The sequence below is a fragment of the Clostridium algifaecis genome, from assembly GCF_017874415.1.
In the GTDB taxonomy this organism is placed as follows: Bacteria; Bacillota; Clostridia; order Clostridiales; family Clostridiaceae; genus Clostridium_B; species Clostridium_B algifaecis.
This window is the reverse complement of sequence record NZ_JAGGLM010000039.1, coordinates 1-5,540: the sequence shown is the minus strand read 5'-3', so window position 1 is coordinate 5,540 and position 5,540 is coordinate 1. Positions and strand designations below refer to the sequence as shown.

Sequence of the window (5,540 nt, the reverse complement as noted above, 5' to 3'; positions counted from 1 at the left end):
AATCGGAATTTATTAATTCTACTAAAAATGCTCATAAACCTTTATAATCTAGAGGACTACCGTCCTAAAAATTTTTTAAGTGCTAAACTTCTGATTTTACTAAAACAAAATACCCTAATTATAACATTAAACTAATTAAAATTTAACGAATATGAATATCATGTTAACTTATTAATAATTTATTGAACTTTATTCATAAAAAATATATAATTTAATTTATTAAATCTATAAATAGTTTAAACACTTAATTATTTAATTATTTATCATTTATTAAATACAAATCATTTAGGAGGATATACTCAATGAATAGACCCGATATATTGGAAAGTGCTAAAAAAAATATAGTTGATTTTTTTTTAATATCGAAACCTTTTTTTAATAATTCAAAATACATAGGTGGTTTAACTGTACCCCAAATAATTTTCTTATCCGAACTCAAACATAATGGTTCATGTACTGTAAGCAGTCTAGCTAAAAGTATGGGTATAACTTCTTCTGCTGTAACAAGCTTGAGTAATAAATTATTAAGCAATGAATTTATAACAAGGCATCGTCCTAAGGACAACAGGCGTATTGTTATATTAAATTTAACAGATAAAGGAGATGAAATTATAAAAAAAGTAAATAAATCCCGACTAAACTTTTTAGAAGAATTTCTTAAAACTATTAAAACAGAAGATTTAGAAAAAATAAATTGCGGCATTTCCAAATTAAATAGTAATTTTATAAATTACAAAAACAACTTAAAAAACTAAGGAGGGGTAACAAAAATGAACTTGACGAAACTATCTGTAAAAAAGCCTGCAGCAATAACTATGGTTATATTGTTCTTACTCGGGCTTGGCATATACGGTTATAAAAATCTCGGGGCAAACCTTATGCCATCTATGGATATACCTATGATATCAATATCTACCTCTTATGCAGGTGCAAGTGCTAGTGACATAAGAACGGATATTGTAAAACCAATTGAAGATGCTGTTTCTGGTATAAGTGGAATTGATAAAATAAACTCCACAGCTAGAGAAGGCGTTGGACAAACTATGATACAATTCAAAATGAGCACTGATATGAATACAGCATTTCTAGATGTCCAAAAAGCTGTTGATAATGCTCAGGCAAAACTTCCTAAAAATGCAGACAAGCCTGTTTTATTTAAAATAGACATGAATGCTTCATCTATATTAATATTATCAGTATCGAGAAATGCTTCCCATGATGAATTGTATAATGAATCAAATAATATAAAAGAGGCACTTCAAAAAGTTCCTGGTATAGGAAATGTTTCACTAGAAGGAATACAGAAAAAACAACTCATGATAAAATTGGACAAAAATGCTATAGAATCATATGGTGTTAATATAAATACACTTGTAACTAAATTACAATCTGATAACATAAATATACCTGCAGGACAGATAAAGCAGGAAAATTTAAATCAGCCAGTACGAGTTATGAGCCAATTTAACGATATAAATGAAGTTAAAAATATATTAGTACCTACTTCTTCTGGAAATGGAACTGTTCATCTATCTGATATAGCTGATGTAAACCTAGATTACCCTGACAAAAGTCAATATTTGCGTTTGGATGGAAAAGATACAATAGCAATAAGCATTCAAAAACAAAGTGATGCAAATGTTGTAGAGGCTGTAAATAATGTCTATAAACAGCTTGATCAAATAAAAAAGAATATTCCATCTGGAATTCATGTTACAGTTGCATATGATACTACTACATTTATAAAATCATCACTTACTCAAATAAAGCACAGCTTAGTAGAAGGTATTATAACAACTGCTCTGGTACTTCTCGTATTCTTAAGAAGCTGGAAATCCTCACTTATAGTTCTTATTGCAATACCTACTTCACTTATATCTACATTTTTTATGATGCATGTACTTCATTTTACACTTAATATGTTATCTCTTATGGGATTATCTCTATGTATAGGTATCCTGGTAGATGACTCTATTGTTGTGCTTGAAAATATACAGCGGCATCTTGCGATGAAGAAAGATCCAATAAATGCAGCTATAGATGGACGTATGGAAATAGGACTTGCTGCTGTAGCAATAACCTTGTGTGATGTAGTTGTATACCTGCCAGTAGCTTTTATGTCTGGAATGGCAGGAAAATTCTTTAAAGAATTCGGAATTACAATAGCTGTAGCATCATTGTTCTCTCTATTTGTTTCTTTTACAATTACACCTATGCTTGCATCAAGATTATATAAAAAAATTGATGATAATAAATCAGCTGCAAAAACTTCTGGTATTTGGTATCGAATTAAACAAACTAGAGCTTTTAAAATATTAAATTCAATATCAACCTCTATAGATAGAGTAACCATTTCATATAAAAAAGCATTGATATGGTCTTTAGATCACAGAAAAAGAGTACTTGCTATTTCAGTTGCTTGTCTAATTGCTGTTATTGCTTTACTGCCAATTGGTGCAATAGGTACAGAACTTATACCAACTACAGATCAAAGTATGTTTTCAATAAATATGACTTTTGATTCTGGCGCTACCTTGGACCAAATGGATAAAAAAGTAAGGCAGGTTGAAAGTCACTTACATACAATTAATGGAATTGATAAATATTACTCTTTTGTTGGTTCTAATGGTAATGATTTAAGTTCAGATGGTTCAAATTCATCAGGCATATATGTAATGCTAAAACCTAAAAGTGAAAGAAAACTTTCTCAATCTGAAATTGCAAAAGAGGTAAGAACCTGGGGTAAGGCTCACTTAACTGGAACAGATTTTTCTGTTCAAGAATCAAATGTAGGAAGCGGAAATAGTAATCCTATATCAATTAGTATACTAGGCAGCAGTCCAGATACTTTAAATGAAATATCTGATAAAGTAGAAAGTATAATAAAAAGTGTTCCAGGAGTTATAGATGTAAATAATTCTACTAAATCAAGCAAAAGTGAACTTAGAGTCAATATAGACAGGCTTGCTGCAGCTCAATATGGCATATCATCATCAGATATATCCTCTGTGCTAAGGACTGCAATTCAAGGTTCCACAGCTGGTGTATATAGAACAGATGGAGATGACTATGATATAACAGTGAAATTTGAAGACGGCACTATAAAAACTCCTGATGATATTGGCTCTATAAAAATACTTAACCAATCAGGTGAAGCTGTACCATTAAGCCAAATTTCAACTATAGTAAAAGCTGATAGCCAGCAGTCAATGTCAAGACAGGATAGACAAGATGTAGCTACAATTTCAGCAAATATCCAGGGAAGATCACTAGGTAGCGTAGACAGTGATATAACTAAGAAATTGAAAAAACTTTCGGTTCCTGAAGGTTATCAGATTAAATTTGGTGGAGACCAGCAGAGTATGTCAGATAACTTTACTTCGCTTATAGAAGCACTTGGTATATCTCTTATACTTATTTATATGATACTTGTTGTTCTATATGAATCTTTCCTTACCCCATTTATAAGAATGATATCTTTACCTTGTGCATTGATTGGTGCTTTTGCGATACTTGCAATCACGGGAAAAACATTAAATATGATGTCCCTTATAGGACTTATAATGCTTGATGGACTTGCATCTAAAAATGGTACTCTTTTAATTGACTATACAAATACTCTTATGAAACGTGGAGAAAACTTAAGAGAAGCCTTGATTGATTCAGGTACTACAAGACTTAGACCTATAATAATGACTTCTGCTACAATGATTGTAGGTATGCTTCCATCTGCACTTTCACTTGGTGAGGGCAGCGAAATGAAATCAAGTATGGCAACAGTAGTTATAGGTGGAATGATTGCATCTACAATTCTTACACCTATAATACTACCTATAGTATATACATTAATGGATGACTTAAAAAATCACTTATTTAAAAAAAGAAAAAAGCAACCAGAAATTCAGGAGGTGTAGTATTTTGAGATTTAAAAAAATTGCATTCACAAAGGATATATTTAAAAACAATATAGGAAAAATAATATGTATATTACTAGCTGTCCTAGCAATAGCTGCTATAGTACATAATACCATTAAAAACAAAAAAATAACTTCTCAAAGTGATATAAAGAATGTAAAAGTAATTCAACCTCAGCTTGGTTCTTTATCTACAACAGTAGATTATTCCGGGAAACTTGCAGCTGATAAAACTGTTTCATTATCTCCTAAAACACCCGGTAAAGTTCAGACTTTAAATGTAAAAGTCGGAAGTGCTGTAAAAAGCGGTGATGTACTTTTTACACTTGATTCTAGCACTTTAAATGCCCAATTGGCTCAGCAGCAGGCAAGTGTTGATTCTGCAAATGCAAACTTAAATAAAACTCAAAGCTCTGGAGTTGAACAGCCTGTTGTACAAGCTGAACAAACTTTAGAAACCGCACAGATAAATTACAATGATGCTCTAACAAATTACAACAGAACTCAAAAATTATATTCTTCTGGAGCTTCACCTAAACAAGATTTAGACAATGCTAAAACTAAATTAGATACTGCGTCTGCTAATGTTTCAGCTGCACAACAAAATCTAAATTTAGTACAAGATAAAGTTGGTCCTGAATCAGTTCAGGCTGCACAGGCTCAAGTAGCACAAGCTCAGGCTGGAGTGAACTCAGTTCAAGTACAGATAAATGATAATACAATTAAAGCTCCTATATCTGGAGTAGTATCTGCAGTTAATATACATGAAGGAGAAATATCATCATCTACACAGCCTTGTGTAACTATAATAGATTCAAGCTCAATCATGGCTGAAACAGATGTACCTGATTCTATGCTTTCAAAAATTAAAGTAGGTCAATCTATACCTATAACAATTACTTCTTTATCAAATAAAAAATTAACAGGAACTATAGATACTATAGATCCTGATGCAGACAGCAAAACGCAACAATACTTGGTTAAGATAAAAATACCAAATACCGATGGCACATTAAAATCAGGTATGTTTTCAAAAGTATCTTTTCCAGATCAAAACAAAGATAATGTGATGACTGTACCTAATGAAGCTATAAAAGTTGAAAATGGTGTTTCTTATCTTTTCATAGTAAGAAATAATAAGATAAAGAAAATATCAATAGATACAGGGCTTTCAAATGATAAAGTAACAGAAGTAATATCTTCAAAAATAGATAATCAAGATAATATAGTTCCAGAGGGTCAAACTTTCTTAAATGATGGTGATAAAGTCAAAATACTATATTAATTAATCTTTGCAATTGCTGGTATAATAAAATATGCCAGCAATTTTTATCTTTCAAAAAGTTATGTATCAATTTATTATAAAATAATCAATAAATATGTATATTACTATTGACATATGTAAATATTAATTATAAAATCATACATATATAAAAATTTAAATATCAAAATAAAGTTATTCTTTTTTTATCATTTTAGTATAAATAAAGGATTAATTATACTTTTTTATTATTTTACAAGGGGGTAAAATTTTTATGTCAAAAGATTTGATTTACTCAATACCAAAAGAAAAACATTCAGAAAAAGATTTAAGGGAACTTTTAACCGCCCATCCTGAAATAAAGT

3 protein-coding genes are annotated in these 5,540 nt (G+C 30.4%); all 3 read left to right on the top strand.

Annotated features, from left to right (window positions below):
• Positions 1–302: 302 nt before the first annotated feature.
• Genes J2Z42_RS14175 through J2Z42_RS14165 form a run of 3 tightly spaced genes read left to right on the top strand, consistent with a single transcriptional unit; the run spans position 303 to position 5,199 of the window.
• Complete coding sequence (locus J2Z42_RS14175) at positions 303–755, top strand: MarR family transcriptional regulator (protein WP_209703416.1); 453 nt, start codon at positions 303–305, stop codon at positions 753–755.
• A gap of 15 nt (positions 756–770) precedes the next feature.
• Complete coding sequence (locus J2Z42_RS14170; protein WP_209703415.1) at positions 771–3,914, top strand: efflux RND transporter permease subunit; 3,144 nt, start codon at positions 771–773, stop codon at positions 3,912–3,914.
• Between the two features lie 4 nt (positions 3,915–3,918).
• Entirely contained in the window at positions 3,919–5,199 is a 1,281-nt protein-coding gene (locus J2Z42_RS14165; RefSeq protein ID WP_245331639.1) for an efflux RND transporter periplasmic adaptor subunit, read from the top strand.
• The last annotated feature ends 341 nt before the right edge of the window (positions 5,200–5,540 follow it).